The organism is Bradyrhizobium sp. USDA 4461, from assembly GCF_054055655.1.
In genome coordinates this window covers 6,218,154-6,244,542 of record NZ_JBSRXM010000001.1, presented here as the reverse complement: position 1 = coordinate 6,244,542, position 26,389 = coordinate 6,218,154, and the positions used below count along the sequence as shown (strand labels likewise).

The 26,389-nt window shown below is 65.6% G+C and carries 26 protein-coding genes; 12 read left to right on the top strand and 14 right to left on the bottom strand.

Annotated elements, in window-relative coordinates:
- Positions 1 to 33: 33 nt before the first annotated feature.
- The 6 genes from ACVINW_RS29310 to ACVINW_RS29285 all read right to left on the bottom strand — a co-directional run bounded on the left by ACVINW_RS29310 (position 34) and on the right by ACVINW_RS29285 (position 7,113).
- Positions 34 to 1,395: an LLM class flavin-dependent oxidoreductase gene (locus ACVINW_RS29310; RefSeq protein ID WP_456754484.1), complete on the bottom strand. Its 1,362-nt coding sequence runs from the start codon at positions 1,393 to 1,395 to the stop codon at positions 34 to 36.
- Between the two features lie 22 nt (positions 1,396 to 1,417).
- Positions 1,418 to 2,506 carry an LLM class flavin-dependent oxidoreductase gene (locus ACVINW_RS29305; protein ID WP_456754483.1) on the bottom strand — a complete coding sequence of 363 codons (1,089 nt, stop codon included), beginning with the start codon at positions 2,504 to 2,506 and terminating at the stop codon, positions 1,418 to 1,420.
- Positions 2,507 to 2,522: 16 nt separating this feature from the next.
- Positions 2,523 to 3,323: an ABC transporter ATP-binding protein gene (locus ACVINW_RS29300; RefSeq protein WP_456754482.1), complete on the bottom strand. Its 801-nt coding sequence runs from the start codon at positions 3,321 to 3,323 to the stop codon at positions 2,523 to 2,525.
- Complete coding sequence (locus tag ACVINW_RS29295) at positions 3,320 to 4,318, bottom strand: ABC transporter substrate-binding protein (protein WP_456754481.1); 999 nt, start codon at positions 4,316 to 4,318, stop codon at positions 3,320 to 3,322. Before ACVINW_RS29295 ends, ACVINW_RS29300 begins: the two co-directional genes overlap by 4 nt.
- Positions 4,319 to 4,370: 52 nt before the next feature.
- The gene (locus ACVINW_RS29290) at positions 4,371 to 5,210 is read right to left on the bottom strand and encodes an ABC transporter permease (RefSeq protein ID WP_456754480.1); all 840 of its coding nucleotides are present in this window, start codon (positions 5,208 to 5,210) and stop codon (positions 4,371 to 4,373) included.
- 1,132 nt (positions 5,211 to 6,342) lie between these two features.
- Positions 6,343 to 7,113 (bottom strand): gamma-glutamyl-gamma-aminobutyrate hydrolase family protein, encoded by a 771-nt coding sequence (locus ACVINW_RS29285; protein ID WP_456754479.1) that lies wholly within the window; start codon positions 7,111 to 7,113, stop codon positions 6,343 to 6,345.
- A gap of 280 nt (positions 7,114 to 7,393) precedes the next feature.
- Here ACVINW_RS29285 and ACVINW_RS29280 point away from each other — a divergent pair, with 280 nt between their 5' ends.
- Positions 7,394 to 8,536: an AI-2E family transporter gene (locus ACVINW_RS29280; RefSeq protein WP_456754478.1), complete on the top strand. Its 1,143-nt coding sequence runs from the start codon at positions 7,394 to 7,396 to the stop codon at positions 8,534 to 8,536.
- Positions 8,537 to 8,603: 67 nt separating this feature from the next.
- Here ACVINW_RS29280 and ACVINW_RS29275 read toward each other — a convergent pair whose 3' ends face one another.
- The 5 genes from ACVINW_RS29275 to ACVINW_RS29255 form a co-directional block, all read right to left on the bottom strand.
- Complete coding sequence (locus ACVINW_RS29275; protein ID WP_456754477.1) at positions 8,604 to 8,840, bottom strand: hypothetical protein; 237 nt, start codon at positions 8,838 to 8,840, stop codon at positions 8,604 to 8,606.
- A gap of 44 nt (positions 8,841 to 8,884) precedes the next feature.
- Positions 8,885 to 10,102, bottom strand: a complete 1,218-nt coding sequence (locus ACVINW_RS29270) for a diguanylate cyclase (protein WP_456754476.1) — start codon at positions 10,100 to 10,102, stop codon at positions 8,885 to 8,887.
- Positions 10,103 to 10,350: 248 nt separating this feature from the next.
- Positions 10,351 to 10,827 carry a 30S ribosomal protein S9 gene (gene rpsI, locus ACVINW_RS29265; RefSeq protein WP_212013477.1) on the bottom strand — a complete coding sequence of 159 codons (477 nt, stop codon included), beginning with the start codon at positions 10,825 to 10,827 and terminating at the stop codon, positions 10,351 to 10,353.
- The gene (gene rplM / locus ACVINW_RS29260; protein ID WP_021079117.1) at positions 10,827 to 11,291 is read right to left on the bottom strand and encodes a 50S ribosomal protein L13; all 465 of its coding nucleotides are present in this window, start codon (positions 11,289 to 11,291) and stop codon (positions 10,827 to 10,829) included. Before rplM ends, rpsI begins: the two co-directional genes overlap by 1 nt.
- 153 nt (positions 11,292 to 11,444) lie before the next feature.
- Positions 11,445 to 11,873: a PaaI family thioesterase gene (locus ACVINW_RS29255; protein WP_456754475.1), complete on the bottom strand. Its 429-nt coding sequence runs from the start codon at positions 11,871 to 11,873 to the stop codon at positions 11,445 to 11,447.
- A 70-nt stretch (positions 11,874 to 11,943) separates the two neighbouring features.
- Between ACVINW_RS29255 and ACVINW_RS29250 the strand changes: the two genes are divergently transcribed.
- The 8 genes from ACVINW_RS29250 to nadC all read left to right on the top strand — a co-directional run bounded on the left by ACVINW_RS29250 (position 11,944) and on the right by nadC (position 19,884).
- Positions 11,944 to 12,771, top strand: a complete 828-nt coding sequence (locus tag ACVINW_RS29250; RefSeq protein WP_456754474.1) for an enoyl-CoA hydratase — start codon at positions 11,944 to 11,946, stop codon at positions 12,769 to 12,771.
- A 129-nt stretch (positions 12,772 to 12,900) separates the two neighbouring features.
- Positions 12,901 to 13,485, top strand: a complete 585-nt coding sequence (locus ACVINW_RS29245; RefSeq protein WP_456754473.1) for a CoA-binding protein — start codon at positions 12,901 to 12,903, stop codon at positions 13,483 to 13,485.
- Positions 13,486 to 13,633: 148 nt separating this feature from the next.
- Positions 13,634 to 14,914, top strand: coding sequence for an O-acetylhomoserine aminocarboxypropyltransferase (locus ACVINW_RS29240; RefSeq protein ID WP_456754472.1), 1,281 nt, complete (start codon positions 13,634 to 13,636; stop codon positions 14,912 to 14,914).
- Between the two features lie 158 nt (positions 14,915 to 15,072).
- Positions 15,073 to 15,477 carry a hypothetical protein gene (locus ACVINW_RS29235; RefSeq protein WP_456754471.1) on the top strand — a complete coding sequence of 135 codons (405 nt, stop codon included), beginning with the start codon at positions 15,073 to 15,075 and terminating at the stop codon, positions 15,475 to 15,477.
- A gap of 14 nt (positions 15,478 to 15,491) precedes the next feature.
- Entirely contained in the window at positions 15,492 to 16,448 is a 957-nt protein-coding gene (locus ACVINW_RS29230; RefSeq protein ID WP_456754470.1) for an NUDIX hydrolase, read from the top strand.
- Positions 16,449 to 16,502: 54 nt separating this feature from the next.
- Complete coding sequence (nadA, locus tag ACVINW_RS29225) at positions 16,503 to 17,489, top strand: quinolinate synthase NadA (protein WP_456754469.1); 987 nt, start codon at positions 16,503 to 16,505, stop codon at positions 17,487 to 17,489.
- A complete protein-coding gene (locus ACVINW_RS29220) occupies positions 17,486 to 19,036 on the top strand; it encodes an L-aspartate oxidase (RefSeq protein WP_456754468.1) in 1,551 nt (516 codons plus the stop codon). The genes nadA and ACVINW_RS29220 overlap by 4 nt, the downstream gene beginning before the upstream one ends.
- Positions 19,033 to 19,884, top strand: a complete 852-nt coding sequence (gene nadC / locus ACVINW_RS29215) for a carboxylating nicotinate-nucleotide diphosphorylase (protein WP_456754467.1) — start codon at positions 19,033 to 19,035, stop codon at positions 19,882 to 19,884. The genes ACVINW_RS29220 and nadC overlap by 4 nt, the downstream gene beginning before the upstream one ends.
- 10 nt (positions 19,885 to 19,894) lie before the next feature.
- On the opposite strand, the gene ACVINW_RS29210 is transcribed toward nadC, so the two are convergent.
- Positions 19,895 to 20,980 carry a COX15/CtaA family protein gene (locus ACVINW_RS29210; protein ID WP_456754466.1) on the bottom strand — a complete coding sequence of 362 codons (1,086 nt, stop codon included), beginning with the start codon at positions 20,978 to 20,980 and terminating at the stop codon, positions 19,895 to 19,897.
- 102 nt (positions 20,981 to 21,082) lie between these two features.
- On the opposite strand from ACVINW_RS29210, the gene ACVINW_RS29205 reads away from it, so the two are divergent.
- Entirely contained in the window at positions 21,083 to 21,292 is a 210-nt protein-coding gene (locus tag ACVINW_RS29205) for a DUF2842 domain-containing protein (RefSeq protein ID WP_229183239.1), read from the top strand.
- Here the strand turns inward: ACVINW_RS29205 and ACVINW_RS29200 are convergent.
- Positions 21,289 to 22,353 carry a polysaccharide deacetylase family protein gene (locus ACVINW_RS29200; RefSeq protein ID WP_456754465.1) on the bottom strand — a complete coding sequence of 355 codons (1,065 nt, stop codon included), beginning with the start codon at positions 22,351 to 22,353 and terminating at the stop codon, positions 21,289 to 21,291. The genes ACVINW_RS29205 and ACVINW_RS29200 overlap by 4 nt on opposite strands.
- 154 nt (positions 22,354 to 22,507) lie before the next feature.
- Here ACVINW_RS29200 and ACVINW_RS29195 point away from each other — a divergent pair, with 154 nt between their 5' ends.
- Positions 22,508 to 23,701: a GNAT family N-acetyltransferase gene (locus tag ACVINW_RS29195; RefSeq protein WP_456754464.1), complete on the top strand. Its 1,194-nt coding sequence runs from the start codon at positions 22,508 to 22,510 to the stop codon at positions 23,699 to 23,701.
- A 13-nt stretch (positions 23,702 to 23,714) separates the two neighbouring features.
- On the opposite strand, the gene ACVINW_RS29190 is transcribed toward ACVINW_RS29195, so the two are convergent.
- Positions 23,715 to 24,653 carry a LysR family transcriptional regulator gene (locus tag ACVINW_RS29190; RefSeq protein ID WP_456754463.1) on the bottom strand — a complete coding sequence of 313 codons (939 nt, stop codon included), beginning with the start codon at positions 24,651 to 24,653 and terminating at the stop codon, positions 23,715 to 23,717.
- 346 nt (positions 24,654 to 24,999) lie between these two features.
- On the opposite strand from ACVINW_RS29190, the gene ACVINW_RS29185 reads away from it, so the two are divergent.
- Positions 25,000 to 26,328 carry an MFS transporter gene (locus ACVINW_RS29185; protein WP_456754462.1) on the top strand — a complete coding sequence of 443 codons (1,329 nt, stop codon included), beginning with the start codon at positions 25,000 to 25,002 and terminating at the stop codon, positions 26,326 to 26,328.
- Positions 26,329 to 26,389: the final 61 nt, after the last annotated feature.

Sequence of the window (26,389 nt, the reverse complement as noted above, 5' to 3'; positions counted from 1 at the left end):
GGAGCGAACCCCGCGGAGCTCCTGCAATGCGCGTCAGCCCTGCAGGCTGGAGCCGTTGGAGAGAACCGACGCCGGCTTGGCCAGGCCGAGATGATCGCGAAAGGTCGAACCGGAATATTCGGTCCGGTAGAGGCCGCGCCGCTGCAATTCGGGGACGACCAGGCTGGTGAAGGCCTCGACGGATTCCGGCACATAAGGCGGGAAGATATTGAAGCCGTCGGCCGCCCGTTCATCGAACCAGAACTGAATGTGATCGGCGACCTCCCTCGGATTGCCGACCACGACCGCGCCGGTGCTGATGTGTCCGACGATGAGATCGCGATAGGTCAGACGGTTGGGACCTTTGACGTCGCGGCGGGTGAGCCGCGTGACATCGGCAAACAGCCGCCGGCCGTTTTCATTAGCCTCCGCCAGCACCGCGGGATCGACCGGCGCATCCCGGTCCTGACCGGAAACGTCGACGCCGATCGCGGCCGACACCGCGGTGAGGTTGCGGCGCTTGCCCATCCTGCCGAGGGATCCGTAGCGGCTGGCCTCGCCGCCATCGCCCTCGGGCTCCAGCGCGACAAAGGAATTGAGGTGGTCGAAGATCGCGACGGCCTTCTCGGTGGTCTCCGCGACGACGGGAGTGAGCCCGGGCAGGATCGCGATGTCGGCATCGCGCCTGCCGTATTTGCCGGCCCTGGATTTGACGTCCGCGTAGTACGCCTTCGCGCTCTCGATCGTCGCCTGGCCGGCGAAGATGACATCGGCATCGCGCGCGCCGAGCTCGCGCGAACGGTCCGAGGTGCCGGCATGCAGGATCACCGGGTGGCCCTGCGGCGGGCGCCGGACATTCAGCGGCCCGGCGACGTCGAAATAGCGCCCCCTGTGATGCAGCGGCGTGATCGCATCGCTATCCCAGAGCCCCCGCACCACGGCGACGAATTCGTCCGCCCAGTCGTAGCGCCGCTCAGTGTCCCAATGGGCCTGGCGGGAGAAATTGCCCGCGGCGATCTCATCGGCGCCGGTCACCAGATTCCATGACGCGCGGCCCTGGCTCAAATGATCCAGCGACGCCAGCATCCGCGCGAGATTGTACGGATCGTAATAGGTCGGATTGGCCGTGACGACGATGCCGATATGGCTGGTCGCGGCCGCCAGGCTCGCGCCGGACACGAACGGCTCGAGGCGCGACATCTGCGAGGGATTGGTGGTTTGCAGGCTCGGATCGCTCGCGAGCCGATCGCCAAGGAACAGGAAGTCGAACTTGGCCGCCTCCACAAGCCGGGTGACCCGCTGCAGGAACTCGATGTCGAAGGCGGCGCCTGCATGCGAGGACGGATAGCGCCAGCCGCTCGGGTGTGTGCCACCGGCCCAGAACATCAAGCCGAAATGCAATTCTCGCTTGGACATGATGAAACGCTCGCAGGATGGTTCAGGCAGCCGTGCTGGCCGGCCGTGGTGCTTGCTGTTCGAAGACATTGCGCGGCCGGGCCAGGCCGAGCCTGTCGCGCAGGCTGGCCGGTCCGTCGCCGGACCGCAGCCGCTGCCGCCGCACCAGTTCCGGGACGACATCGCGGGCAAAGGCATCGAGGCCGCGGCCGACAACCCGAGGCGCCACCAGCAGGCCATCCAGCGTCACGGCATTCGCCAGCGACTCGATCCGGTCAGAGATCTCCGACGGGGTGCCCGACAGATGATTGAGGGCGGACGTCCCTGGCGCGGCTGCCGTATGGTCCAGCCCGATGAACGGCACGATCTCCGCAAACAGGCGCACGCGCTCATCGCGCTGCGCGGCCCGCGCAGCCGCGAGCACGCCGTCACGCAAGGCGACGACATCGCCCTCCGTCCCGGCCCCGAGGATGGCGATGTCGGCGTGCCGACCCGCGAACTCCGCCGACCGCTTGTCCACCACGCGGTGAGCGACGATGACCTGGCCCTGAGGCGGCCGTGCGACGTTCAGCGGTCCCTTGACCCTGAACGAAGGCCCGGCGTGATCGATCGGATGGATCTTGCTGCCATCGACGAACACGCCGCTGTGCTTGTCGCGAACAAAGGCATCGTCCTCCCAGCTATCCCAGAGCCGGCGCGCGATATCGAGGATCTCGCCGGCACGCGCATAGTGGAGGTCAGGCGCAACCGCGGCCTGCCCGTAATTGGCGCCGGCAGGATCGACCGCGCCGGTCGAGACCAGCCAGCCGGCCCGCCCATGCGTGACATGATCGAGCGAGGCGGCGAGCCGCGTCACATTATACGGCTCGACATAGCTGGTGTTGGCCGCCGCGATCAGACCGATACGGCGCGTCCTGGTCGCGAGAAAGGACGCCGTCGTGAACGCTTCGCTGCGGGCAGGCGCGGCATCGCCGACGCTGTCGTCGATCAGGAGGAAGCCAAAGCCGGCCTCCTCCAGGTCGCGCGCAAGACTGGTCAGGTGGACGGGATTCAGCGGATCGAAGCTTTCGTCATGCGTCTGCTGGCCGGATTGCGGCGCATAGAGAAAGCCGAGGTGGAGCGGTTTGGCCATGTTGGTCTCCGTTCAGTCAGGCCACGGTTGCAGTCGCCGCTGGCTCCAGCGCGCGGAGTGCCTCGTAGATCCGGGCTTCGCGTTGCAGAAGCTCGATGTCGCCCCGCCGACGCGGGCGCGGCAGCTCGAGGGTGACGATCTCGGCGATCCGTCCGGGCCGCGGTGACAGCAGCACGATGCGATCGGCAAGGAACACCGCTTCGCCGACGTCGTGCGTCACGAACACGATGGTCTTGCGGCGCTGCTGCCAGATTCGGATCAGGTCTTCCTGCAGCCTGTTGCGGGTGACGTAGTCGACCGCGCCGAACGGTTCATCCATCAGGATGACGTCGGGATCATTGACGAGCGCACGCGCGATGCCGGCGCGCTGCTTCATGCCCCCGGAGATCTGGTGCGGGAATTTGCCGCCGAAGCCATCGAGCCCCACCAGCGCCAGATGCTCATCGACCAAACGCCGGGCTTGCTGCTTGTCCACGCCGCGTAATTCGAGCCCGAGGCCGACATTGGCCGCAACCGTTCGCCACGGATAGAGCGAGGCATCCTGGAATACGACGCCGAGCTCTCCGCCGGGGCCGTCGATCGGCTTGTTGCGAAACAGCACCGAGCCGCCGCTCGGCTGCTGCAACCCGGCGAGGATTTCCAGCAGCGTGCTCTTGCCGCAGCCGCTGGGTCCGAGCAGCACGACGAACTCGCCCTCCTCGACCGAGAAGCTGATGTTGCTGAGCGCACGCACCGGCGGCGTGCCGGGATAGATCTTGTCGAGCGACCTGATGGTGAAGGCAGGCATGCCCTCGCGCTCCTGCTTGCTCTCGCTCACTGCGTCTTGCGCCCGGGATAGACGAACGGCTTCACGTACTCCTGGGGAATGAAGCGCTCATCGATGTATTTGGCGGCGTCGTAGAACTCCTTCTGGTTGCCGACATCGATCTCGAGCTGCTGGGTGTCGTGGATCGCCTTCGGATCGATCGCCGGATTGGCGTCCCAGACGTCGTCCTCCTGATAGATGGCGCGCTTCACCGCCTCCGGATTGATCTTCAGGCGGGCCTGCAGCCAGGGCAGGTATTCGTCGTAGTGCGCCTTGGCGTAGGTATAGGACTTGAAGTAGGCCCGTAGGCCGCGCCGCAGCAGATCGGGATCGTTCGCGATCACCGCGTCGCCCGCGATCAGGACGCCGGTGTGATAGGTCGGCAGATAATCCCAGGCCCGCGCCAGCGTGGTCGAGACTCCCTCGATCTCCCCGAGCGCCGCGAAGGGCTGATGGATGATGGTGGCGTCGACCTGGCCGGTCTCCAGCGCGCCGTAGGCCTTTTCGGTGGCACCGGCGGCAAACAATGTCACGTCGCGGTCGGGATCGATGCCTTCGGCCCGCAGCAGATAACGCGCGACCGACGCGAGGTTGCCGCTGGTGTCGGGTCCGACGCCGATCGTCTTGCCCTTCAGGTCCGCAAACGACTTGATGCCTTTGCGCGCGATCAGGAAATACGGCCCTTTCGAACGGAACGCGGCGGCGACGATCTTGATCGGCGCTCCCAGGGCGGCAGCACGCAGATAGACGCTGGTCGGCCCGAAGGCGAAGGTCACGTCGCCGCGCGAGGTGGCCGTGACCGGATCCTGCGTCCCGACGAATTCGACGTTCAGGCCTTCCTCGGCGAAGAACCCCTTCTCCACGCCGAACACGATCGGCTGCTGCGTATAGCTTGTGGTGTCCTGCAGTTTGAGGGTTTTCTCCTCCTGCGCACCGGCCGCCGCGGCGAAGCCGAGCGCAAGTGCGGTCAAGACGAGCAGACGAGCCGGTAGGGCTGTTGAGAGCATGATCGATCCCTTCGAAACGAACTGTGACGGGAAGACGCGGAACCGGGATCGGTCAGACGTATTTCCACCTGAGCAAGACGCGCCGCTCGAGCAGATCAACCAGATAGATGATCAGCAATGCGATCGACGTGACGAGAATGACGAGGGCGAAGACACCGGCGGTGTCGTAGATGCCCGACAGCTTGTTGAGCAGGTTGCCGACGCCGGCCTTGGAGGCGACGATCTCGGCAAAGAGAGTCGCAAGCAGGCAGGTCGCCGCCTCGATGCGCACCGCGGCCACGATCGACGGCGTGGCGGACGGCAGCACCACCTTCCAGATGATCTGACGCTGGCTCGCGCCGAGCGCCCGCGCGACCTTGATATGGTTGTCCTGAACCTGCTTGATGCCGGCAATGGTGTTGAAGACGAACAGGAAGTAGCAAAACAGGAAGATGATGAACACCTTGTGTTCGAAGCCGAGGCCCAGATAGAGCGTGAGAAGCGGAATGATGGTGACCTTCGGGATCGCCATGAACCAGATCAGGAACGGGTTGAGAAACCGGTGCACCTTCGGGAACAGGGCCATGGCGATGCCGGTCGCGATCCCGAGGATCGCGCTCAGCGCCACGCCGACGCCGGCCTCGGCGAGGGTCACCGAAAGATGAAACAGCAAATTCTCCCTGGTGAAGAGCTGAGGGAAAGCGCCAAGAATCTGCGTCGGTGACGCCAGATAGATTCGTTTCACTGCACCGCTATCGACCGCGACCTGCACGGCCAGCAGGATCGCGGCGACCACCAGCATCTGGATGATAACGATCCACGGCAGCCTGGCGGCGTAAGAGCGTAGCGTCTTGCTTCTGTCCTTGTCAGCGGCCTGAACATCAACGACGGTTTCGATCGACTCGACTGACATAACCACGTCCCATTACGCAACGGTCGAAGATCACGCTTGCGACCGCGCTCTTGCAGTGCAAGCAAGCTAGACCATTTCGACAGAGAAGATATTCCATAGTTTCGAGCCAGGCGTGATGACCTATCTCGCAAAGCCGCGTGCGACAGTGAAGGAATATGCAGATGAACTACGCAACGCTCGCGAACACCGGAATCCAGGCGTCCCGAATTACGTCGCGTGTTCGAGCGGTGGACCGAAGGATTGAATGCCGCGGGCGGTGAGCGAGGAATTTCGGTTATCTCCTCTGCATCGGCGAGCAACGTCCCCTTGCGCGCGCGCCACTGAGTTGCCCGACGTCACAAGCCGCAACCTCCTTCGTCATTCCGGGGCTCGCGAAGCGAGAACCCGGAATCCATTTCACCACACGTGATGCGGCCCAATGGATTCCGGGCTCGTGCTTCGCACGCCCCGGAATGACGAGGGGAGAGAGCCGCGGGCCCTTACATCTGAGTTGCCCGACGGCGCAAGCCCCCCGACGAAAATATTTCGCTTTATCCGAAGAGCAACTCAATGTATGAATTCCCCGTCTCACCCGATCGAGGGGCGCTTCGCGGTCGTCACGAACGCGGGTCGAGATGCGGTGGACGCCGATTGCGCAACTGACGAGTGCGCATGAGGCGGACGGCGAAATCGTGCAGGCCTGACGCCCTAGCGGTAGGTGTCTCTTCCGATTGCGCAAATGCGCGTTGTGAAGACGGTGACAAACAAGCCCAGTCTCGCCGGGGAGAGCACGTATAAGCCGTAACCCATCGCGCAGGGAAAGCCGGATTGCTCCGGTTACACCTGTGGTCCTACCCCCGAGCTTTCTACCCATTGCTCGGGGCCCATGGGTGCGATCGGCACCCGGCTTTCCCTGCGCCCTCACCAACGGAGAGGGCGGAACGAAAGAGCAAAGCTCGGACAAAAGATGTCGCGAGAATGGAAAACTGCGTCCTCACCTAAAACCGTCATCGCACGGCTTGACCGGGCGATCCAGTACGCCGCGGCCCATCGGCTCAATAGCGCCTGCCTCTGGAATACTGGATCACCCGGTCAAGCCGGGTGATGACATCGTGCTTAAAACGCGCAGGAACAACAGCAGTGAAAGCAGCCCCTACGCCGCGCGCCGCCTCTCGCGCAGCGCGTCGCCGAAGGCCTCGAACAGCGCGCGGTTGATCGGATTGCGTTGCGGATCGTATTCGGCGTGCCACTGCACGCCGAGCGCAAAACCGGGCGCGTCGGCGATCCGGATCGCCTCGATGGTGCCGTCCTCGGCAATGCCCTCGATCACGACGCGCTTGCCGGGCTCGAGGATGCCCTGACCGTGCAGCGAATTGACCCGGATGGTCTCGCGGCCAAGGATTTTTGCGAAGGCGCCTCCCGGCGTCAGTGCGACATCGTGACGATCGGCGAACACCACGGTCGGATCGGGATGGATCTCGCCGTTCTCGAGCCGCGGCATGCGGTGGTTCATGCGGCCCGGAATCTCGCGGATCTCCGGATGCAGCGAGCCGCCGAAGGCGACGTTCATCTCCTGCAGCCCGCGGCAGATGCCGAAGATCGGCACGCCGCGCGCGACGCAGGCCTCCGTCAGCGCCAGCGCCACGTCATCGCGGTGGATGTCGTAGGGCTCGTGGGCGGCGCAGGGCTCGGTGTTGAAGCGGGTCGGATGGACGTTGGCGCGGGCTCCGGTCAGGACGACGCCGTCGACCACGTCGAGCAAGGCACCGACCTCGGTGATTTCGGGGCTGCCCGCGAACATCAGCGGCACGGCACCCGAGACCTCGGCAACCGCACGCAGGTTGCGCTCCCCGACCATCTGGACTGTGAAACGATTTTCGATGCGATGGGCGTTTCCGATCACGCCGACCACGGGCCGTCTCATTATTGAAGTCTCGCGCAATGATTCTTCTAAGCTTGCGACGTTGCGGAGACGATCATGCCTTCGAGTTCCCGCCGGATCAACCGTCTATTCCTGCACAGGGGGGCTTGCAGCCCTGCACAGATTGGCGCCCCGGCGGGCCGAAATCCGGCCGGACGCCCGGCAGGTCGTCCCCGTCACCACGGCGCGTCAGCGGCAAACCGGCACGGCCGGCCCAGCTTGATCCCGGCGGGATTTTCGCCAAAGACTGCTCCGGACACCGTCCGCGAAAGGGGAATCACCCGTGACTGACTCGGCTGACAATCGCCTGCAGGCCCGCAACGACCTGGCGTGGGCGATCGCCATCGGCGGCATCGGCATCGTGCTGTTCGCCGCCCTGCTGCTGTTCGCCTGGCAGTTCGCCGCGACGCTGTTCCTGCTGTTCGCGGGCATGCTGCTCGGGGTCGGCCTCAATGCCATGACCACCCTGCTCGGCCGGCTGACCGGGCTGCCGCACGCGCTGCGGCTTGCGATCGTCTGCCTGGCGATGGCAGGCCTGTTGTCCGGCATCGTGTTCCTCGGCGGCACCACCATCGCCCAGCAGGCCACCGTGCTGAGCAACACGATCAAATCGCAGCTCGGCAGCGTCAAGGAATTCCTCGAGCAGCACGGCGTCGATACTAGCTATCTCGATTTCACCAATGCCGCCGGCGAGGCCAAGGGCGAAGGCACAGCGGTGGCGACGACGACAACGAGCCCGGCGGCGGCGTCCCAGTCCCATGGCATCCCCGGCGCCGGCGCGCTGGCCTCCAGCGGCGGCGCCATCATCAGTCAGACGCTGAAAGTCCTGCTCGGCACCGTCAGCGTGGTCGGCAACTTCTTCATCGTGCTGTTCCTCGGGCTCGCCTTCGCGGCGCAGCCCGGCATCTACCGCGCCGGGCTGTTGTTCATCGCGCCGGCCAAATACCGCGCGCAGGCGACCGTCATCGTCGACCGCATCGGCGAGACGCTGGAGCGCTGGCTTATCGCCCAGATCATCACCATGGCGGCGGTGTTCCTGGTCACCTGGATCGGGCTTGCCATCATCGGGATTCCGAGCTCGTTCATCCTGGGCATCCAGGCCGGGCTGCTCGCCTTCATCCCGACGGTTGGCGCCATCCTCGGCGGGCTGATCGTGGTGCTGGCGAGCCTGGCGAGCGGCTGGATCGCGGCGCTGTCGGCCTTCGTCCTGTTCCTCGGCGTGCATGCGCTGGAAAGCTACGTGCTGACCCCGATCATCCAGCGCCAGGCGCTCGACATCCCGCCGGCCACGCTGTTCGCGTTCCAGATCCTGCTCGGCGTCGTGTTCGGCGTCTGGGGTCTGGCGCTGGCGCTGCCGCTGATGGCGATCGCCAAGGTGATGATCGATCACTTCAAGGCGGAGGATCAGGCTCCGGCGCACAGCTAAAGCGTTTTCAAGCGAAGTGGTACCGGTTCGCGTCAGGAAAACGCGTTAGGACGACAACGAAAGCACTTCAGGAGAACAGCAGGACTGTCCCCACCACCATCAGCAACAGGCCGAGCAGCATCACGATCGGCCAGCGGCTGTTCGGCGCCTCGTATCGCCCTTGCGCGCGCCGTTCGGCGATCAGCGCGGTCTCGTATTCATCGGAGTCCGCGAACAGGCAGGCGAATCCGCTGCGGGCCGAAGCCGCGTCGGCTTCGAGCGACATCAGGGCGGATTGCGGATTGCGGCTGCGGATCGACTCCATGCCCGAAAGCATGGGATCGAATGGTTAACCAGTCGTTACCGTGCTCATGTCCGCACAGTCGCGGGCCTCTGTCGCGCCGCGGCCGGCAGGCCGGCGGTCTTGCGCCGCCAGTTCTCCAGCGACAGCGGCAGCTCCTCCGCCGCCTCGACGCGGTTGCGGCCGCCGCGCTTGGCCTGATAGAGCGCGGTGTCGGCCGAGGCCAGCAGCACCTCGAGCTCGGTCCCGGCCGGACCGCCGGCGACGCCGATGCTGACCGTGGTCTCGACCGCGCCTTCCTCACAGGTGATGTTGCTGTTCTCGAAGGCTTCGCGCACCCGCTCGGCGACCAGGACGCCCTCCTCCAGCGAGCACGGCAACAGCGCCGCGAATTCCTCGCCGCCGATCCGGCCCGACAGATCGCTGATCCTCAGGCTGTTGACCACCACGGCGGAGAACAGTTTCAGGATCTCGTCGCCCGCGGGATGGCCGAAGCGGTCGTTGATCGACTTGAAGTGATCGAGGTCGAAGATCATCACCGTGACCGGCCGACCGGCCGTGGCCTCGCGGTCGATCACCCGCATGCAGGCCTCGGTGAAGCCGCGGCGATTGAGCATGCCGCTCAACGGATCGATCGACGCGGCCGTCTTGTGCACGGCCACTGCACGGTCCGACACCATCATGAAGATCACGAACACGGTGCCGATCGCATAGAGCACGAGTTCGATCGAGAACAGCGTGACCCAGAAGCTGGAGATGACATTCTGGCCGTTCAGGCGCAGCAGATCGCCGACCAGGATCGGCAGCATCAGCACGCAGCCATGGGCGACCGGGATCACGATCGCAATCCAGCGCCGCTGCATCGCACGGCGGCGCTCGCTCCACAGTTCAGACGCGGTCAGCGCCGCGTAGACCGCGACGATCGCAGCGCCGATGGTCAGGCGCATCGCCGGATCCTGCACCGTCGTCACCGCACCGATCCACGCGATCGGGCCGAGCAGCAGGCCCGGCAAATTGGCCTTGCGGCCGTGGAAGATCCGCGCGGCGTTCCAGACCATGCCGCAGGCGGCGAAGCCGATCGCATTGAGGCCCAGCAGCACCATCGGATCGAGCATCGCGCTGCCGACCGTCCACAGCGCGACCGAGGCCGCGCCGAGCAGATAGGCGGTGCCCCACCATTTCAGCGCGGGAATGTTCTCCTGCCTGCCGAACAGCCAAAGCATGGCGCCGAGCATGCCCGCGACCATGGTGGCGAACAAATAGAGCGTCGATGGATCGAACGACATAAACTCACCCCAGCCCGGTGTGATGCAACGTTCGCAGGCGCAATTAATACGGTGATGCAGCGCCGGTGCGAGATCGCACGCTAGAAGGCCCGAGTTCCGATTTCGTTTGCACGCACACGCAAGTTTTCATGAAAAACTGCGCTAATTCACCGCGAAGCGCGCGGCATTGGACGCAGCAAAAAGGGCGCCTTGCGGCGCCCTCTGCAACTCGATGCTCGCGGCAATTGCCGCGAATTTTACAGCTCGAATTAGCGCTTCGAGAACTGGAAGGACTTGCGGGCCTTCGCCTTGCCGTACTTCTTGCGCTCGACCGAACGCGAGTCGCGGGTCAGGAAGCCGCCCTTCTTGAGGACGCTGCGCAGCTCGGGCTCGAAATTGGTCAGCGCCTTCGAGATGCCGTGGCGGACCGCGCCGGCCTGGCCGGACAGACCGCCGCCGGCGACGGTGCAGATGACGTCGTACTGGCCGTTGCGGGCGGCAGCGACCAGCGGCTGCTGGATCATCATGCGCAGCACCGGACGGGCGAAGTAGACTTCGAACTCGCGGGTGTTGACCGAGATCTTGCCGGAGCCGGGCTTGACCCACACGCGCGCAACCGCGTCCTTGCGCTTGCCGGTGGCGTAGGCGCGGTTGAACTTGTCGACCTTCTTGACGTACTTCGGCGCGTCGGGCGCGGCCGGCTTGACCTGCGAGAGCTGGTCGAGGGACTGCAACGTGTCGGACATTATGCGGCCCTCGTGTTCTTGCGGTTCAGGGAAGCGATATCGACCTTCTCGGGGCTCTGGGCCTCATGCGGATGCTCGGCACCCGGATAGACGCGCAGATTGCCCATCTGCATGCGGCCGAGCGGACCGCGCGGGATCATGCGCTCGATCGCCTTCTCGACGACGCGCTCGGGGAAGCGACCCTCGAGGATCTGCTTCGCAGTGCGCTCCTTGATGCCGCCGATGAAGCCGGTGTGCTTGTAGTAGGTCTTCTGGTCGCGCTTGCGGCCGGTCAGCACCACATGCGCGGCGTTGACGATGATGACGTTGTCGCCGCAATCGACATGCGGGGTGTAGGTGGGCAGGTGTTTGCCGCGCAGGCGCATCGCGACGAGCGTGGCCAGACGACCGACGACCAGACCCTTGGCGTCGATCACGACCCACTTCTTCGTCACTTCGGCGGGCTTGGCCGAGAACGTGCTCATGTGTGAAATCCGTGAAAAAGAAATCGGCGCCGTATGCGCCGAACTGGGTGGGTTTCTAGAGAAGCCGCGGGCGCGCGTCAACGCCGACGCACAGGAATTACATCAGTAAAAACAATGACTTAAAAATATGGTGCAATAATACCGCGAAAAAGACTATTGATTTGGAATGGAATAGGTCGCCGTGACATGGGCGATCGGATCCGGCGAGGTGCCGGACAACAGGTTCACCTCGCCGACCGCAAGCCGCTTGCCGAGCTTGAGCAGCTTGGCGACCGCGAGCACGTCCTGCCCCGGCTGGCCCTTGCGCAGGAAGTTGATGTTGAGGTTAGTGGTGACGGCAAGGCCGATCGGCCCGATCGCCGACAGCAGCACCACATACATCGCGAAATCCGCCAGCCCCATCAGCGTCGGCCCCGACACCGTACCGCCCGGCCGCAGCATGCGCTCGCTGAAAGCCTGGCGCAGCAGCGCCGTCTCGCCATCGGCGCTCTCGATCCTGATGTCGTCGAAGGCGAACGCCTGCGGAAATTCCTTGCGCAGGAACTCCTCCAGCTCAGCCACGCTCATTTTCGCAATCGCCATGCGGTCCCTGCCCTCGCGTCTGCCTGCCTGTTACATTAAGTTGTCATACAGACCAACGTGGAATTTCACCATGTCCGCCCAAGCCGCCCGCGCAGAAGCGCCGCAACACCAGCCGATCCTGCTGCGCGAGACCGTCGGCAGTATCGCGCTACTGACGCTCAATCGGCCAGCGGCGCGCAACAGCCTGTCCGAAGGCCTGATCGGCGAACTCCACGCTGCGCTGAACGAGATCGGCGGTGACAAGAGCATCCGCGCCGTCGTGCTCGCCGCCAACGGCCCGGCGTTCTGCGCCGGCCACGACCTCAAGGAGCTCACCGCGCGCCGCACCGATGCCGACCGTGGCCGCGCCTATTTCGCTGAGATCATGAACGCGTGCAGCGCGATGATGCAGGCGATCGTGCATTTGCCGAAGCCGGTGGTGGCATCGGTCCAGGGCATCGCGACCGCGGCCGGCTGCCAGCTCGTCGCAAGCTGCGACCTCGCGGTCGCCTCTGAGGCGGCGGCGTTCGCGACACCGGGCGTCGACATCGGGCTGTTCTGCTCGACGCCGATGGTGGCGCTGTCGCGCAACGTGCCGCGCAAGCAGGCGATGGAAATGCTGCTGACCGGTGAGCCGGTCTCCGCGGCAACGGCGCAGAGCATCGGCCTCGTCAACCGCGTGGTGCCGGCAGGCACCGAGCGCGACGCCGCGATCGCGCTAGCCGAGAAGGTCGCGCTGAAATCGGCCTATACCGTCAAGCTCGGCAAGGAGGCGTTCTATCGCCAGGCCGAGATGAGCCTCGCGGACGCCTATCGCTTCGCCGCCGAGGTGATGACCGAGAACATGATGGCACGCGACGCCGAGGAAGGCATCGGCGCCTTCATCGAGAAGCGCGATCCGAAGTGGCAGGACAAGTGACGACCGCAGGTCGTCATTCCGGGGCGATGCGAAGCATCGAACCCGGAATCTCGAGATTCCCCGATGCGCGATTGCGCATCTGAGGTCTGGTGCTAACGCACCATCCCGGAATGACAAAGCGGAAGAAAAATGAATCACGACGCCTACGACGACAACTACATCCGCAGCATCCTGAACGGCGTCAAATCGATCGCGATGGTCGGCGCCTCGCCGGTCAATGTGCGGCCGAGCTATTTCGCCTTCAAATATCTGGCGCAGCGCGGCTACGACATGATCCCGGTCAACCCCGGCCATGTCGGCAAGACGCTGATGGGCAAGCCGTTCGTCGCTTCGCTTGCGGATATCGACCGCCCGATCGACATGATCGACATCTTCCGCAATTCAAGCCACATCATGCCCGTCGTCGACGAGGCGCTGAAATTGTCGCCGCCGCCGAAGGTGATCTGGATGCAGCTCGGCGCGCGCGACGATGCCGCGGCCGAGAAGGCGGAAGCCGCCGGTCTCAAGGTGGTGATGAATCGCTGTCCGAAGATCGAGTATGGCCGTCTGTCGTCTGAAATCTCCTGGATGGGCGTCAACTCGCGCACGCTGAGTTCCAAGCGTGCACCGATCCCGACGCAGGGCATGCGGCTGTCGCTCAACCGCACGAGCTTCGGCGGCGGCCAGACTGCGGCATCCGACCGCGCGGCAAAAAACAAGACCGAGACCACCTGACATCGCGGCGGAATAATCGTTCCGCTCGGCCGGTATGGCGTGGGATGCCTTTTCAGCAAATGGCGGCGTCCCGAACGCGCTTGACGGCGGCGGCCGCCGCCATCAGCATGCCGCGCATTTTCGACCAGGCCACAACAGGACACCAAGAATGACCGATCGCCTTCCGGGATTTTCCACCCTCGCCGTGCACGCCGGCGCACAGCCTGATCCCACCACCGGCGCGCGGGCGACGCCGATCTACCAGACCACGTCATTCGTGTTCAACGATGCCGATCACGCCGCCTCGCTGTTCGGCCTGCAGGCCTTCGGCAACATCTATACCCGCATCGGCAATCCGACCAACGCCGTGCTCGAGGAACGCGTCGCAGCGCTCGAAGGCGGCACCGCGGCGCTCGCCGTCGCCTCCGGTCACGCCGCGCAGGTCGTCGTGCTGCAACAGCTGCTGAAGCCCGGCGACGAGATCATCGCCGCGCGCAAGCTCTATGGCGGCTCGATCAATCAGTTCACCCACGCCTTCAAGGCGTTCGGCTGGAACGTGGCCTGGGCCGATCCGGACGAGATCGAAAGCTTCGAGCGTGCGGTGACGCCGCACACCAAGGCGATCTTCATCGAGTCAATCGCCAACCCCGCCGGCAGCATCACCGACATCGAGGCGATCGCCGCAGTCGCCCGCAAGGCCGGCGTGCCGCTGATCGTCGACAACACGCTGGCCTCGCCCTATCTGATCAAGCCGATCGACCACGGGGCCGACATCGTCGTGCACTCCCTGACCAAGTTCCTCGGCGGCCACGGCAACTCGCTCGGCGGCATCATCGTCGACGCCGGCACCTTCGACTGGTCGAAGGACAACAAGTACCCGATGCTGAGCGAGCCGCGCCCGGAATATCACGGCATCCGGATCCAGGAGACCTTCGGCAATTTCGCCTTCGCGATCGCCTGCCGCGTGCTCGGCCTGCGCGACCTCGGCCCGGCGCTGTCGCCGTTCAACGCCTTCATGATCCTCACCGGCATCGAGACGCTGCCGCTGCGCATGCAGAAGCACTGCGACAACGCCAAGGCGGTGGCGGAATTCCTCTCCACCCACCCGGCCGTCTCGGCGGTGAATTATGCCGGCCTGCCTGGCGACAAATACAATGCGCTGCAGCGCAAATATGCGCCGAAGGGCGCCGGCGCGGTGTTCACCTTCAGCCTCAAGGGCGGCTACGACGCCGGCGTCAACCTGGTGTCGAACCTGAAACTGTTTTCACATCTTGCCAACGTCGGCGACACCCGCTCGCTGGTGATCCACCCGGCCTCCACCACCCACAGCCAGCTCGACGACGCCGCCAAGGTGAAATCCGGCGCGGCGCCCGAGGTGGTGCGGCTCTCGATCGGTATCGAGGACAAGGAAGACCTGATCGCCGACCTCGACCAGGCCCTGCGCGCCTAAATCCAAAGGATGTGCCGGAGCAGTGCGCCGCATCGCTCCGGCAATTCCGGCCAAACGGCAGGTTTCCCGTTAACGCTTAATCCCGACAGGTCTCTCGTTAACGTTCAATCCGGCATAAAGTGGCAGTGATAGGCTCCGGATGATTCGGGAGACCATGGATGCTGCGCTGGATATTGCCGCTCGCGATCGCGCTGTCTGCGATATCGCCTGCTGACGCCGCCGACGGCCCGGTCGTCGCCAAGAGCCCAACCGTCAAGGCTGCACGCCAATTGCCGGCCGGCCTGCCGCGCCGGCACTACGCCTACCGCACCACCATCACAGGGCCGGCCTATGTGCGGCGCGGACGCCAGCTCGTGGTCGTCGAGCCCAAGGTGATCCCGCTCAATTCGGAGCCGTATATCCCGTTCGTGCGCGGCGAGCCGCTGCTGCCGGGATCGTCATCACTGCCCGGCTATTACGGCAATTCGCGTTCCTACAGGTATCTCGGCCCCTATTACGGCGGCGCCTATGTCGACTATTGGGACCGCCTGCCCTACGCCTGCGGCGTCTACGGCTACTGCTAGCGCGGAACGATCGCGTGGCCAGATCGCCGCAGAAATCCAGTGCAACGGCTTCGGGCAACGCCGTCACCGCCGACCTCGTCGCCGTGCTCGTCGCCGTCACCGACGGCACGCCCAGGATCATGACCATCGCCGGCGGTGCCGCGCTGCCGAGCGGCCCGTTCGAGTTCACCCACCGCTCGCTGCAGACTGCGCTGCGAGCCTGGGTCGAGGCGCAGACCGGCCATCCGCTCGGCTATGTCGAGCAGCTCTATACCTTTGCCGATCGCGGCCGCTCCGGCGACGCCAAGGGGCCGCACAGCGTCTCGATCAGCTATCTCGGCCTGACCCGCGAGGACCGGGTCGGCGAAGGCTTCGAGGCGCATTGGTCGGGCTGGTACGACTACTTCCCCTGGGAGGATCATCGCGCCGGCCCGCCTTCGTGCCTGGCCAAGATCATCGCGCCGAAGCTGAAGGCATGGGCGAAAGCCGCGCCGACGCCGACATTGCAGCGGGAGCGCTGGCAGCGCTGCGCCATCACGTTCGGTCTCGACGATCGCGACTGGAACGAAGAGCTGGTTTTGCAGCGCTATGAGCTGCTCTACGAAGCGTCGCTGATCCCCGAAGCCGACCGCACGCGCGCGCGCGATGCGACCGTGGTGCCCGGCAAGCCGATGACGGCGGATCATCGCCGCATCCTCGCGACCGGGATCGCGCGGCTGCGCGCCAAGATCAAATATCGTCCGGTGGTATTCGAATTGATGCCGGCCGAGTTCACCCTGCTGCAACTGCAACGCAGTGTTGAGGCGCTCGCAGGCCGTCTGGTCCACAAGCAGAACTTCCGCCGGCTCATCGAACAGCAGGAACTCGTTGAAGAGACAGGCGCAATGGCTGCCGATACCGTCGGACGGCCGGCCAAGCTGTTCCGCTTCCGCCATGCCGTATTGGCCGAACGGGCCGTCGCCGGGACCAAGCTTCCGCTTTCACGCACTTGACACGCTTTATGCTCAGGATAAGTATAAGCCATCTTATGCTCACGGAGAGTATAAATGGTTGCACCCGATACCGATCTGCTCACCCGCACCGCGCCGCTCTATGAGCGCGTCAGACGCGTCATCCCGCCATTCGAATGGGCCACCTTCGCCGAGGACGTCGATGCGATCCTCGCGCTGAAGCGCCGCCGCAACGCGGTGGTGCTGGCGCACAATTACCAGACGCCGGAAATCTTCCACGGAGTCGCCGATATCGTCGGCGACAGTCTGTTGCTGGCGCGCGAAGCGACCAAGGTCGACGCCGACGTGATCGTGCTCGCCGGCGTGCATTTCATGGCCGAGACGGCGAAGCTGCTCAATCCGGCCAAGACCGTGCTGATCCCCGATCTTGCGGCCGGCTGCTCGCTGGCGGATTCCATCACAGCCGAGGACGTGCGGCTGATGCGCGCGCGCTACCCGGATGCGCCCGTGGTCGCCTACGTCAACACGTCGACCGCGGTGAAGGCGGAATCCGACATCTGCTGCACGTCAGGCAATGCGCTCAAGGTCGTCGAGTCGCTCGACGCCGCGCGCGTCATCATGCTGCCCGATGAATATCTGGCGCAGAACATCGCCAAGCAGACCAGCAAGAAGATCATCGCCTGGAAGGGCCATTGCGAGGTGCACGAGCTGTTCACTGCCGACGACGTCCGCCAGCTGCGCGAAAATTATCCTGATGTCACCGTCCTCGCGCATCCGGAATGCCCGCCCGAGGTGGTCGCGGAAGCGGACTTTGCGGGCTCGACGGCGGCGATGCAGTCGTTCGTCGAGACCAGGCGTCCGCCGCGCGTCGTGCTGCTGACGGAATGCTCGATGAGCGACAACATCGCGGCGCGCAATCCGGATGTCGACTTCGTCCGCCCCTGCAATCTCTGTCCGCACATGAAGCGGATCACCTTGAAGAACATCCGCCACGCGCTGGAAACCAACCAGCACGAGGTCACGATCGATCCGGAGATCGCCGATCGCGCGCGCAGGAGTGTCGAAAGGATGCTGACGATATGAGCAACGATTTCTCCGATCTCAATGGCCGCCCGGTCATCATCGGCGGCGGTGCCGCAGGACTGATGACCGCGCTGCAACTCGCGCCCGAGCCGGTCGTGCTGCTCTCGAAGTCTCCGCTCGGCGCCGAGGCCTCCAGCATGTGGGCGCAGGGCGGCCTCGCCGCTCCGGTCGGCGCGGATGACAGCCCTGCGCTGCATCTCGCCGATACGCTCGCGGCCGGTGCCGGCCTGTGCGACGCGGCCGCGGCGAGCCGCATCGTTCATGCCGCGCCCGCCGCGGTGGAGCATCTGGCCGAGCTCGGCGTCGCCTTCGACCGCCGCGCCGACGGCAGCTGGCGCCTCGGGCTCGAGGCTGCGCACAGCCGCAACCGCATCGTGCACGCCACCGGCGACGGCACCGGCCGGGAGATCATGCGCGCGCTGATCGCGGCGGTCCGCCGGACGCCGTCGATCACGCTGCTGGAAGGCGTCGAGGCGCGCCGGCCGCTGGTCGAGGACAATGCGGTCCGTGGCGTGCTCGCAGCCAGCGACCGCGGACCCCTGACGATCGCGACCAACCGCGTCGTGATCGCAACCGGCGGCATCGGCGGGCTGTTTTCCGACAGCACCAACCCCGCCGGATGCTCCGGCCAGGGCCTCGCGCTCGCGGCGCATGCCGGCGCAAGGCTGTCGGATCTCGAATTCGTCCAGTTTCACCCGACCGCGTTCGACGGTCCGTCACGGCCGATGCCGCTATTGACCGAGGCGATCCGCGGCGACGGCGCTGTGCTGATCGACGAGACCGGGCAGCGCTTCATGGCCGGTCAGCCCGGCGCCGAGCTTGCGCCACGCGACATCGTCGCGCGCGCCGTGTGGCGCCATCGTGCCGCGGGGCATCGCACCTTCCTCGATGCGCGCCAGCATCCGGGTGCGGATTTCGCCGAGCGCTATCCCGTGATCAGCGCGTTCTGCAAGATGGCCGGTATCGATCCCGCCCGTGATCCGATTCCGATCCGGCCGGCTGTCCACTACCATATGGGCGGCATCGCGGTTGACGGTTTTGGCCGCAGCAGCGTGCAGGGCCTGTGGGCCTGCGGCGAAGCCGCACGCACCGGCCTGCACGGCGCCAACCGGCTCGCCAGCAACTCGCTGATGGAGGCGATCGTCTGCGCGCGCTGGGTCGCCGAGAGCATCGAAGGCGTGAGCGCAGGCCCGCGCGCGATGCTGCGTGACGACACGCTGCCCCCGGCGTCCGATCCTTCGGCGGTACGACCGATCCTCACCCAGGGGCTCGGCGTGCTGCGCGATCGCGACGGCATCGCGCGCGCGATCCGGAGCCTCACTCCGCTCGCACGCAGCCAGAGCGCGGCATCCGACGCAGCATTGGTCGGATTGATGATGGCCGTTGCCGCGATCCGGCGTGAGGAAAGCCGCGGCGGCCATTTCCGCACCGATTTCCCGCACACCGCGGTGTCGGCATCGCCGTCGTCCCTCACCCGTGCCGAAGCACTCGCCGCCGCACGCGACATCGTTGAATCCAAGCTATCAGCCAGGAGCGCCCTATCATGACCCTCAATCCCCTGTTGCCGCTGCTCTATGAACCGATCGTGCAGACCGCGCTGCGCGAAGACCTCGGCCGCGCCGGCGACATCACCGCAGACGCCATCGTACCGGCCAGCCAGCAGGCGCGGCTGGTGATGCGGGCACGGCAGCCCGGCGTGATCGCCGGCCTCGATGTCGCGCGGACGGCCTTCCAGACGGTGTCGCCAGCCGTCACGCTGCGCGCCGAGCGGCCCGACGGCAGCGCGGTCGAGCCCAACCAGGTCATCGCGATCATCGATGGCCCAGCCCGCAGCCTGCTCACCGCGGAACGGACTGCGCTCAACTTCCTCTGCCATCTCAGCGGCGTCGCCACCGCCACTGCCACGCTGGTCAAGGCCGTCGCAGGCACCCGCGCGCAGATCGTCTGCACCCGCAAGACCACGCCGGGACTGCGGACGCTGGAGAAATATGCGGTGCGCGCCGGCGGCGGCAGCAATCACCGCTTCGGGCTCGATGACGCCGTGCTGATCAAGGACAACCACGTCGCGCTCGCCGGCGGCATCCGCACCGCGATCGAACGCGCCAAGGCCAACGCCGGCCATCTCGTCAAGATCGAGGTCGAGGTCGACACGCTATCGCAGCTCGAAGAGGCGCTGGCGCTCGGCGTCGATGTGGTGCTGCTCGACAACATGACGACCGAGCAGCTCGGCCAGGCGGTGGCGATGGCGCGCGGCAAGGCGATCACCGAGGCCTCCGGCCGCATCACCGCGGCGACCGCCGCAGCCATTGCCGCCACCGGCGTCGATTTGATCTCGGTCGGCTCGGTGACCCACAGCTCGGCCGCGCTCGATATCGGCCTCGATTACCTGTCCTGATTGATCAGGATCAAAGCGACTGGCCGACCGGAACCAGGGTCGGCTGGTCCCGTTCGGTGCGGCGCGCCGCGAAGCGCTCGGTTTGCAACACCGCGAGCGTCAGCACCACGATCGCGACGGCCTGGTGCGTCAGCGCCAGATCGATCGGCACCTGATGCAGCAGCGTCAGGATGCCGAGGGTGGCCTGCAGCGTGATCGCCGCAACCAGCCACCACGCGCCCGCAATCACCGCAGCGCCGGCGCGCGCACGCACGGCATCGATCGCATGCGCGATCGCCAGCGCGAACAACAGATACGCGGTCATGCGGTGCTCGAACTGCACCGTCAGCGTGTTGTCGAATAAATTGCGCCACCACGGCGTCTCGAACCAGAGACGATCGGCCGACGGGATCAAACCGCCGTCGATGTCGGGCCAGGTGTTGTAGACCCTGCCCGCGCGTAGCCCCGCGACCAACGCGCCGAAATAGAGCTGCACGAAGGTCAGCACGAGCAGCACCGCGCTTGTAATCTTCAGCCTGACGGGCGCAATCACGGACGGGCGGTCAGTCAGGCGCCGCAACGTCCAGACGATCGCCGCGAAGATCAGCAGCGCCAGCACCAGATGCGTCGCCAGCCGATACTGCGACACCTCGACACGCTCCGAGAGGCCGGATGCCACCATCCACCAGCCGACGCCGCCTTGCAGCGCACCGAGGCCGAAGATCACCCAGAGCCGCCGGCCGAGCTCGCCACTCACCGCGCCGCGCCACAGGAAATACAGGAACGGCAGCAGATAGGCCGCGCCGATCACCCGGCCGAGCAACCGATGGCTCCACTCCCACCAGAAGATCGTCTTGAACTCCGCGAGCGTCATCCCGGCGTTGAGCTCGCGATATTGCGGAATCTTCCGGTAGCCCTCGAAGGCCTGGTTCCACTGCGTCTCGGTCAGCGGCGGCAGCGCGCCGGTCACCGGCTTCCATTCGACGATCGACAGGCCGGACTCGGTGAGCCGCGTGGCGCCGCCGACCAGCACCATCAGCGCGATCAGGCCGGCGACTGCGAGCAGCCATACGCGGACGGCGCGGAGCTGCGATGTCTTTGCGGAAATACCGGCCATTTCGCCCTGACTTGATTGGATTTTCGCGCCCCTTATAGTCCGCCGCGCCGGCCGCGCAAGCGCTGCCGAAACGCTTGAGATCACGAGTTACAGATATCCGCCATGGCCATACGCACCCGCAAATTGCTCGGAACCATCTTCCTGCTCATCCTGGTGGTGGTGTGGTCGCTGCTCGGCATGACCGTGGCCCAGACCCCGTGGCTCGCCAGTTCCGGCCTGTTGCAGGCGATCTTCTACGTCGTTGCAGGCCTCGGCTGGGTGCTGCCGGCGATGCCGATCGTGTCCTGGATGTCGCGGCCTGATCGCGCCTAAATCACGTGTTGGCCGCGCGCGCTCCGCGTCGGCCGCACCGGCGCGAACATCACGCCCGAGAGCAGCACCCGCATGATCCGTAGCGAACGCACCCGGCCATCCCACGCGATCCGCGGCAGCGCATAGAGGTTGGTCCGGCCCTGCGCCTCGACCACCCCCGAGATGGTCGACACCGCGCTGGCAAAGCCGGCCTCCTCGGCCATCACCACATCCGGACGGGCGAAGGCGTCGCGGTCCCCGAAGGGATAGGCGAAATGCCTGACCGGCCGGCGAAGCGCGCTCTCGGCCACCGCCTTGCCCATCGCCATCTCGCGCTGCGCGGCGGCATCCTTCACGCTCGACAGCGCCGGATAGTTCACCGTGGCGCTGCCGAACGTCACGTTCGGATCGGCCGCGAGCTTCGCCAGGTCCGCCCAGTCGAGCGAGGCGTCGCGTGACAATTGCACCGCGTCGGCCGCATAGCGCCGACCGAGATCGTTCACCGCATAGGCGAGATCCGACGGCGGCAGCCGGCGCAGCCAGCCGGACAGGAAATCGAACAACTCGTATTTGTCCGACAGGCTGGAGATCGCGAAGTGGCGTTCCCTGCCGTCGATCACCAGGCTGATGCGGCGCTCGCGCGCGATGATGTCCTCCAGCGCCAGCCACCACGCCACGCCGACGCCATCCGGGAACGCCGTCGGCAGATAGAGCGTGAAGGGCACGCCGTGCCTGGCGAGCACCGGATAGGCATGGGTGACGATGTCCTTGCTGGCGCCGTCGAAGGTCAGGCAAGCAAACCGCCGGCGCTCCGGCATGGTCACCGCGCGGCGGCAGGCCTCGTCGATCCCGACGATGTCGTACTTCCAGCGCTTCAGCGCGCGGATCGTGCGATCGAGGAATGCCGGCGTGATCTCCTGCGACCTCAGCGGCTGAAACCGCGCCCGGCGCGCGGGCCGGACGCGCGCGAAGCGCAGGATCGCCCCGGCGCCGCCGGCTTCGCGCTCCCGCAGCCTGAAGGCGCCGCTGAAATATGCGAGCTCCATCCTGGCCCGCCGCAAGATCCCGTTATCCGGCGCCAAAATCTCCCGCCTGTCCCAGCCTTTTGCCCGGCGGTTCCCGCCAACCGCCACGCCCCCATCGACGCATTCTTATTACTCTTTGTTGACATTTCCCTGCGAATGTCGCGCCAGCTGAGACCTGTAAATTAATACCTTAAAAAATTTGGGCTCCGAGATGATCATGGCGGCGGCAGCTGAAGGCCAGACGGCGGGCACGCGAACGTGGCCGAACGCAATCCGCGTGGCCGGCGTCGACATTTTTCATGACCTCGCGGCGGCCGAAGCGACCTGGCGCAGTCTCGAGACGCCACAGCACAGCTACACACCCTATCAGCGCTTCGATTTCCTCGCCAACTGGCAGCGCCAGGTCGGCGAGCGCGAGGGCTTGCGGCCCTTCATCGTCGTTGCCCATGACGGCGAGCGCCGGCCGCTGCTGCTGTTGCCGCTCGCCGTCGAATCTCGCCTGGGCGCGACCTGCGCGAGCTTCATGGGCGGCAAGCACGCGACCTTCAACATGGCGCTGTGCGACAAGGACTTCGCCGCCAACGCGACCGAGGCCGACATCACCGCCCTGATCGGCTCGATCGCCGAACGCTCCCGCGTCGATGCGCTGGTGCTGTGCCAGCAGCCGCTGCGCTGGCAGGACCAGCCCAATCCGCTGGCGTTGCTGCCGCACCAGGCTTCCGTCAACGACTGCCCGCTGCTGGTGATCGAGCCCGGCGCCGCGCCCGCGACGCTGATCAGCAACTCGTTCCGCCGCCGCCTCAAGGGCAAGGAGCGCAAGCTGCAGCCGCTGCCCGGCTACCGCTATCATGTCGCGAGCACGAGCGCGGACGTCTGCCGGCTGCTCGACTGGTTCTTCCGCGTCAAGCCGCAGCGCATGGCCGAGCAGAAGCTGCCCGACGTGTTCGCCGAACCCGGCGTCGAGCAGTTCATCCGCGCCGCCTGCCTCGCGCCACGCGCCGACGGCAACGGCTATGCGATCGACATCCACGCGCTGGAGTGCGACGAGGAAGTGATCGCGATCTTCGCCGGCGTCTCCGACGGCCATCGCTTCTCGATGATGTTCAACACCTACACGATGTCGGCCAATGCCAAGTTCAGCCCCGGGCTGATCCTGATGCGCGACATCATCGATCGCCATGCCGGGCAGGATTACCGCGCCCTCGATCTCGGCATCGGCTCGGATGAGTACAAGCGGCTGTTCTGCAAGGACGACGAAGCAATCGTCGACAGCTTCATTCCGCTCAGCCTGCGCGGCAAGCCGGCGGCCGGCATGCTGTCGGCGATCAGCCGCGCCAAGCGCGCTGTGAAGCACAATCCGGCGCTGCTGGAGATCGCGCAGAACCTGCGCAGCATGTTCCGCTGAGGATTCCTGCGGGCTAGACCGGCGAGCCCTCCGCCGCCTGTCGTCCGCTCTCGACGCCGAGCCGCATCATCGCATCGAACACCAGCGTCGCGGCCGGCGACAGCGCGCGCTTGCGCAGCTTGATCAGCCCGTAACTCTCGAGCATCAGTTGGTCGCGGATGCGCAGCATCTTGAAGCGCTGCGGATCGAGCAGATCGAAGATCAGCAAGGGCACCGGCACGATCGCATCGATCCCCGCGGCAATCCCGATCGACGCGGAAAAGGATTCGGTGTTGATCATGCGCTGCGGCGGTGCAATGCCCCGGCTGTAGAACAGCCGCTCGAGCGCCTGGCGCATGAAGGATTCCCGCGGCTGGGAGATCCATTGCAGGTCGACCGTGTCTTCCAGATTGACGTTGTCGAGCGCGGCCAGCGGATGCTCGGCGCGCACCAGGAGCGCGGCCTGCTCGGCGCCGATCTCGTGATAGTCGAACTGCGCCGGATCGACGCCGGCCGGTATTCGCGCCACGATGAAATCGAGCTCCAGCGCGAGCAGCCGCGCGACCAGCGGCGGGCTGGTGCTGACATCGAGCGAAATGCTCACCCGGTGCAGCTTCTCGCCGAGATACTGCATGACGTCGACGACGAGGTCGATGCTGGGCTTGGCCACCGTCCCGACCGAGACGGTGCCGAGCTCGCCGGACCGGTAGCCGGCGAATTCATTGGTGACCCGGTCAAGGTCGGCCAGCACGCTCCGGCCGCCCCGGATCAGGATCGAGCCGTAGGCGGTCGGCTCGACGCCGCGCGCGGTCCGTTCAAACAGCGGAACCCGCGCCACCGCCTCGATTTCGGCCAGCATCTTGGATGCCGCCGACTGGGTGATGTTGAGGCGCTCGGCGGCCAGCTGCAGCTTGCGCTCGCTGTCGAGCGCGACCAGCAGGCGCAACTGGCGCAGTTTCAGATTATTGATCACGGCCCGTCACCATCCTGCCCGGGAAGAGCCGTCCGGTCCGATCCAATCGGAACGAACAGAACTCCAGCTTCTTGTCTCGACGCGTTTTCTATACGCCCCCCGGTATCCGGCTTCGCTGAAATACCCGAGTTCCAACCGTTATACCGCGGTGCATCATGACAGTTTCGCCGTGGCTCCATTCCCAAATGCCATTAGTCACGCGGCCGTCAATTACACAACAATGAACGCAAGGCTTGCAACAAAACTTGCAAGGGCCAAGCGACGGACCGCTGCGGGTGTACACTGTACGCCCCCGGAGAGCGCGGTGACCGTGCGCCGAATCGAAAAGCCAGAAGGGACGGGAACGATGAGCGACGATGTCGAGAAGCGCGCGGTTGGAAAGATGATGCGGCGGCTGATTCCGTTCCTCATCCTGTGTTACTTCGTGGCCTATCTCGATCGCGTCAATGTCGGCTTCGCCAAGCTGCACATGAATGCCGCGCTTGGGCTCAGCGAAGCCGCCTACGGGCTCGGCGCCGGCCTGTTCTTCGTCGGCTACTTCTTCTTCGAGGTGCCCTCCAACATCCTCCTCGAGCGGTTCGGCGCGCGGCGCTGGATCGCCCGCATCATGATCAGCTGGGGCATCGTCTCGGCGGCATTCGCGTTCATCCCGCAGATGTCGGCGGCGAGCGGCGTCTCGAGCGAATGGATCTTCTACTTCCTGCGCCTCTTGCTCGGCGCCTGCGAGGCCGGCTTCTTCCCCGGCATCATCTTCTATCTGACGCTCTGGTTCCCGACGATCTATCGCGCCCGCGTCATCAGCCTGTTCATGCTCGCGATCCCGATCTCCAGCATCATCGGGGCGCCGATCTCGGGCCTGCTGCTCAATTTGTCGGGTGCCGGCCTGACCGGGTGGCAGTGGCTGTTCATCTGCGAAGCGCTGCCGTCGGTGCTGGTCGGCTTCGCCGTGCTGGCGATGCTGCCCGACTTCCCGCGCCAGGCAAGCTGGCTGCAGCCGGACGAGATCAAATGGGTGCAGAACTCACTTGAGATCGAGCGGCAGAAGAAGGAAGCCGTGGAGCACATCTCGGTCATGCAATCGCTGACCGATTCGCGGGTGCTCGCCTGCGCGCTGGTGTATTTCTGCCTCAATGCAGCGAGCTACGGCGTCGCGTTCTTCCTGCCGACCATCATCAAGGCGTTCGGCGTCACCGACACCCAGACCGGCTTCCTCGCCGCCCTGCCCTTCGTGTTCGGCGCGATCGGCATGGTGCTGCTCGGCCGCCATTCCGACAAGACCGGCGAGCGGCGTTACCACGTCGCCGGCGCGCTGACGCTCGCCGCCGTCGGTATCGGCCTCGCCGGGCTGGTCTCAAGTCCGGTGCTGATCATCGGCCTGCTCTGCCTCGCCCAGATCGGCGTCTCCGCGGTGCCGCCGATGTTCTGGCCGATGCCGGCCAGCATCCTGAACGGTGCCTCGGCCGCCGCCGGTATCGCCGCGATCAACTCGCTCGGCAACCTGTCGGGCTTCGCCGGCCCGTTCGCGATGGGCTACCTGAAGGACCTGACCGGCGGATTCACCGCGGGCCTGCTGCTGCTCGCGGTCGTCGGACTGATCGGCGCCCTGGTCACGATCCGGCTGCGGATCGATCCGGTGCTGGAGCGAGCCGCGCGCGAGCCGGTGCTGGCACACTGAAGCGCCATCAGGGAACAGCGCGATGACGATCCGATCGGATCTCATCTCGCTTTAACGGCTC